At 70.5% G+C, this 4809-nt stretch carries 5 protein-coding genes; 1 reads left to right on the top strand and 4 read right to left on the bottom strand.

Annotated elements, in window-relative coordinates; all coding sequences use genetic code 11:
• Nucleotides 1-753: Crp/Fnr family transcriptional regulator (locus AC1DOC_RS19540; RefSeq protein WP_478130320.1), on the top strand; the 753-nt coding region annotated here is incomplete at its 5' end.
• A 48-nt stretch (nucleotides 754-801) separates the two neighbouring features.
• Here the strand turns inward: AC1DOC_RS19540 and AC1DOC_RS19535 are convergent.
• The 4 genes from AC1DOC_RS19535 to AC1DOC_RS19520 all read right to left on the bottom strand — a co-directional run.
• The gene (locus AC1DOC_RS19535; protein ID WP_015865627.1) at nucleotides 802-1683 is read right to left on the bottom strand and encodes a ChbG/HpnK family deacetylase; all 882 of its coding nucleotides are present in this window, start codon (nucleotides 1681-1683) and stop codon (nucleotides 802-804) included.
• Nucleotides 1676-3289, bottom strand: coding sequence for an ArnT family glycosyltransferase (locus tag AC1DOC_RS19530; RefSeq protein ID WP_478130319.1), 1614 nt, complete (start codon nucleotides 3287-3289; stop codon nucleotides 1676-1678). The genes AC1DOC_RS19535 and AC1DOC_RS19530 overlap by 8 nt, the downstream gene beginning before the upstream one ends.
• Nucleotides 3286-4308 carry a glycosyltransferase family 2 protein gene (locus tag AC1DOC_RS19525; protein ID WP_015865625.1) on the bottom strand — a complete coding sequence of 341 codons (1023 nt, stop codon included), beginning with the start codon at nucleotides 4306-4308 and terminating at the stop codon, nucleotides 3286-3288. The genes AC1DOC_RS19530 and AC1DOC_RS19525 overlap by 4 nt, the downstream gene beginning before the upstream one ends.
• The coding region (locus AC1DOC_RS19520; protein WP_478130318.1) for a phosphatase PAP2 family protein at nucleotides 4305-4809 on the bottom strand (505 nt) is incomplete at its 5' end. The genes AC1DOC_RS19525 and AC1DOC_RS19520, both read right to left, overlap by 4 nt.

The following is a 4809-nucleotide window of genomic DNA, read 5'->3' as shown; positions in this document are numbered from 1 at the left end:
TCCCTGACCCAAGCCGCCGCACGCGCAGCAGTGCCGAAGGCCGGCATCGCGGTCCACGAGCGGGCCAGCCGGAAGCTGGTGGAGACGCAGCAGCTGCTGAAGGAGTGCCTGGCTCCGCAGCGCCGCGTGGTGCATGCCGGCGACGTGATCTACCGGGCCGGCGAGCAGTTCGGCAATCTCTACATCCTGAACTCGGGCTTCTTCAAGATCGTGAACCTCTCCGCGGACGGGCGCGAACAGGTGGTGGGGCTGAAGTTCCGCGGCGACTGGCTCGGCTTCGACGGCATCGCCTCCAACCACTATTCCTGCGACGCCGTGGCCATGGACACGGGCGAGGTCTGGGTCGTTTCCTACGAGGCGCTGCTGGCCGCATCGCTTGCGGAGCCTGCCTTGCTGCAGGTGTTCCACACCGCGATGAGCCGCGAGATCGCCCATGACCGCGATTCGCTGATGTCGGTGTGCACGCTGCCGGCCGATGCGCGGGTGGCCGACTTCCTGCGCTACTGGGCCGAATCGCTGGCCGAGCGCGGCATGCGCACCGACCAGATCACGCTGCGCATGACGCGTGCCGAAATCGGCAACTACCTGGGCATGACGCTCGAGAGCGTGAGCCGGGCGCTGTCGAGGCTGGCGCGCGACAAGGTGATCGAGTTCGTGGAAAAGGGCCGCCGCGACGTGCAGATTCCCGACGTGGGTGCCCTGTCGGCCTTTGTGCAGCGCTGCCTCGCACCGGCGCCTGCGATGCTGCAGTAAGGATCGGCGCTCGAGCGCTGCCGGCGGCCGGCCGGCAGGACCGCCGCGTTATTCGGCGGCCTGGACAAAAGCGGACTCGTCCATTCGGAGCATGTGCGACAGCGGTGCAATGTCGACCTCGCCAAAGCGCGTGGACACCGGGAACTCCAGCTCCCGCAGGACGGCGTATTCGCGCAGCCGCGCGGCGCCGTGCGGGTCGCTCGGCAAGAGGCCGGCGGACGGGTGGCACATCAGCACGTCGCCGCTGCGGCTGGCGGCGATCCAGGCGGACAGGCGCTGCCGGTAGTCGGCCGCACTGCCCGAAAAATCGTAGACACCGACCAGGCCGCGGCTCACCGGAATGCCGTGCTGCCGCGCGAGCGCGCGCAGGCTGGCGCCGCCCAGCGCATGGATGATGCCGGCCTTGATGCCGCCGGCGGCAGCGCCCGGGGCCGCCGCGGCGGTGCAGCGCAGCCACGGCCGCGGCATGGGGTAGCGCCGCACGATTTCCTCGACCAGCAGTTCGCGCACCACCGGCAGCTGGTGCACGTGCCGGTGCCCGTCGACGAAGGCGGGCGCGTATCCCATCGCATCCTCGAAGCGGTCCAGCTGGTCGCGGATGTCGGCGCGCAGCGCCTGGGCATCGACGGTGCGCATGCAGGTCCTCGCGATCAGGCCCGCCAGCCCGGGTTCGGCGCCGTCGGCGATGGCCGGCCGCGTGAGGTCCAGGTGCAGGCCCACGTCCAGCCGGCTCGTATCGAAGTGTCTCAGCGCGCACGCACCGCCCTTCCAGGCGCTGCGGCGCACCATGCCGCTGGTGGCGGAGATGGCGCCCCGCTCGGCCAGATCGAAGACGGCCGAGTTGATGCCCGCGCTCATGCCGAAATCGTCCGCGCAGATGCAGAGATGGCGCGAAGCCGGAATCGGCTGTATTCCGCTGGCCTCAGTCATTGCCGTCCGTCTTCTTTTCCGTCGCCGCTGGCGTGGCGGGCGCGGGCGCCCCGGGCGAAAGATCCAGGCAATGCTGATCGTGCGCCGTGCTGCCGGCGAATCGCCACACTGCAATGCGCTTGTTGAACGCGACCAGCTGCGCGCGCGCCAGCCAGGGGTTCGCCAGCTGCGCGTTGCTGGGCCCGACCAGCCAGCTGGTGCGCGGGCTGCAGAGCGTGCTTGCCAATCGCGACCGCTCGACGAGCGTGGCGGCCGCGCGTGCGGGATCGAAGCGCGCCGCGTCCAGCAGCTCCTTGTGCCAGTTGTCGCGACCCTCGTCGCCGGCCGCCTTCCAGTCGGCCGCGACGAGCACCGGATTGCGCAGCCGCCAGTAGAACGGCAGTTCGTAGGTGTAGCTGTCGAGCATCACGACCTGGTCGCCGGGCGCCGCGGCCAGCTCCGCCGGAGGCCGCAGCCGGGCGCCGGGCGGCGGGGCATAGGCCACGATCGCCATCAGGCAGGCCACGCACACGGCCGCGGCGGCGAGGGCCATGGCGCGCAGCCTGGGCAGCAGCGCTTCCAGCGGCCGGCCCGCCAGCGCGCGCTGCGCGATCAGGTACGCCAGCGGCGGCAGCGCCGGCAGCACATAGCCGATCAGCTTGGAACGCGGGACGGAGAAGAAGGCCACGATGACCGCGAGCCAGATCCACATCAGCCAGTCGATCTCGGAGAGCCGGCGTCCTGCAGGCGGCGCCTCCTGGCGCCGCGGCATGAGCAGCCAGCCGAACCAGGGCAGCGTGAGGCCCGCCAGCACCGGCAGGTAGAACCAGAACGGGTGCTCGTTGTTGAAGCCCGAGGACGCGAAGCGCCGGAAATGCTGCGTGACCACGAAGTAGTCGAAGAACTCCGGATACTTCATCTGCATCGCGACGAACCACGGGCCGGCCACGGCCAGCAGCAACGCCCATCCCGGCTGCCAGGCGGCCAGGCGCAGCACGGCGCTCTTGCGCGTGACCGCGCACCAGGCCAGCAGCACCGCCGCCGGCAGCACCACGCCGATCAGCCCCTTGGCGAGCAGACCGGCCGCAGCGAACAGGTAGGCGCACGCCAGCATCGCGCGCCAGGGTTCGCCGCGCTCCCTGGCCAGCACGGCGCCGGCGCCCAGCAGCACCGTGCCCGCGATGCAGCCGGCCACCAGCATGTCGAGGTTTGCGAACTGTGCACCCAGGAAGAAGAAGGGCGTGGTCACGAGCACCACGGTGGACAACAGGGCGAGCCGCACCGTCGACCAGCGGCGCAGGAAGAGGAACAGCGCCGCCGCCGCCGCGACCGCACCCAGGAYGGAAGGCAGCCGCGCCGCCCATTCGACCGGGCCCGCCAGCGCCATCGCGCCGGCGCCGATCCAGTAGAAGAGCGGCGGCTTGTGGAAAAAGGGCAGGCCGTCGAGCCGCGGCACCAGCCAGTCGCCGGAATACAGCATCTGCAGCGCCACGCCGGCATAGCGCCCCTCGTCGGGTGCCATCAGCGGGCGGACCCAGGCGGTGGCGATGAGCCAGGCGAAAAGAGCCGCGACGAGCCACAGCGGCTGCGGCGATGTCCACCATGTGGTGCTGCCGGACCGCTTCATGGCTGGTCGGCCTCGAGGCCGACGCCGCTTTCGCGGCGGACCACGTAGAGCGGCCGGCCCTTGACCTCTTCGTAGATGCGCGCCACGTACTCACCCACGATGCCGGTGAAGATCATCTGCACGCCGATGAAGAACATCAGGCTGACCACGATCGTGCTCCAGCCCGAGACCGGGTTGCCGAACATCAGGTGGTCGAGGACCACGTAGGCGCCATATGACAGCGCGGGCACGGCGAACAGCAGCCCCACCACGCTGACCATGCGCAGCGGCCAGGTGGTGAACGCGGTGAGCCCGTCGATGGCCAGGGCGAACAGCCGCCGCGCATTGAAGCTGCTGGCGCCTGCGGCGCGCGGCCTGGGCGTGTAGGGCATGGCCACGGCCCGGAAGCCGACCCATGCATACAGGCCCTTCATGAAGCGGCTGCGCTCGGGCAGGCTGGTCAGCGCATCGACCACCCGCCGGTCCATCAGCCGGAAATCGCCCGCATCCTGCGGCACCGCGAAGCGGTCCGACGCGTTCAGAAGCCGGTAGAAGATCCGGCTGCCGATCTGCTTGAGGCGGCTCTCGTCGCTGCGCTCCTGGCGCACCGCATAGACCACCTCCGCGCCGGCCTTCCAGTGGTCCAGCATGGCGCGGATGAGCGACGGAGAGTGCTGCAGGTCGCCGTCGAGCACAACCACCGCGTCGCCTGCAGCGGCCGCCAGGCCGGCCGAGAGCGCCGCCTCCTTGCCGAAGTTGCGCGACAGGCAGATGCACCGGAAGCCCGTCAGTTCGCACCAGGCCTGGGCCACGGCCGCGGTGTCGTCGGTGCTGCCATCGTCCACGACGATGATCTCCCAGCGCATTCCCGTGGCCCAGAGTGTTTCTTCGAGCAGGGGCAGCAATTGCCGCAGGTTGGCCGCCTCGTTGAAGCACGGGATCACGCAGGAAATGCTGCGTTGCTGCGTCCCGGTCGCGCTCTGCGCGTGCGGGGCCGCGGTGGACGCGGACGCGGGTTCGGCAGCGGTCGAGGAGATCATGAAGGCCTCCACAGCGAACCGGCCGCGTCCTTGCCGCCGGATGCGCCGCCGGTTCGTGGCAGGGCAAGATGCACGCACCATTGCACGAGGGCCAGCGCCGCGGCGATCACACCGGCCAGCAACAGGCCCGCGATGATGTCGAGCGGGAAATGGACGCCCACGTAGATGCGTGCCCACCCGGTGGCGGCCGCCAGCGCAAGCAGCGGCACGCCAAGCGCGCGCAGGCGGGGGCGCAGCAGGAAGGCCAGCGCCACCATGAACATGACGGCCGCGTGCGTGCTGGGAAGGCTGCCGCGTCCCCCGTGTTCGATGTAGGCCGGTGACAGCGCCAGCACGAAGGGCCGGGGCATGTCCAGAGACAGTGCGATGGCATGCGCCATCGCCGATGTCGCGCCTGCGAGCGCCGCGACGATGCACAGGTAGGCGCGCTCGGCGCGATGGCGCCACAGGGCCGCCACCACGACAGCCCCGCAGAGCCAGCTGCCCCAGAGCGCGAGGGCG

The organism is Variovorax sp. 01T439_2, from assembly GCF_056398445.1.
The sequence above is the reverse complement of the archived record's forward strand: the minus strand, read 5'-3'. Positions and strand labels throughout refer to the sequence as shown.

Excerpts from the sequence above, each read along its gene's own strand:
- AC1DOC_RS19535 (WP_015865627.1), bottom strand. The coding sequence starts at position 1,683 with ATGACTGAGGCCAGCGGAATACAGCCGATTCCGGCTTCGCGCCATCTC.
- AC1DOC_RS19525 (WP_015865625.1), bottom strand. The coding sequence starts at position 4,308 with ATGATCTCCTCGACCGCTGCCGAACCCGCGTCCGCGTCCACCGCGGCC.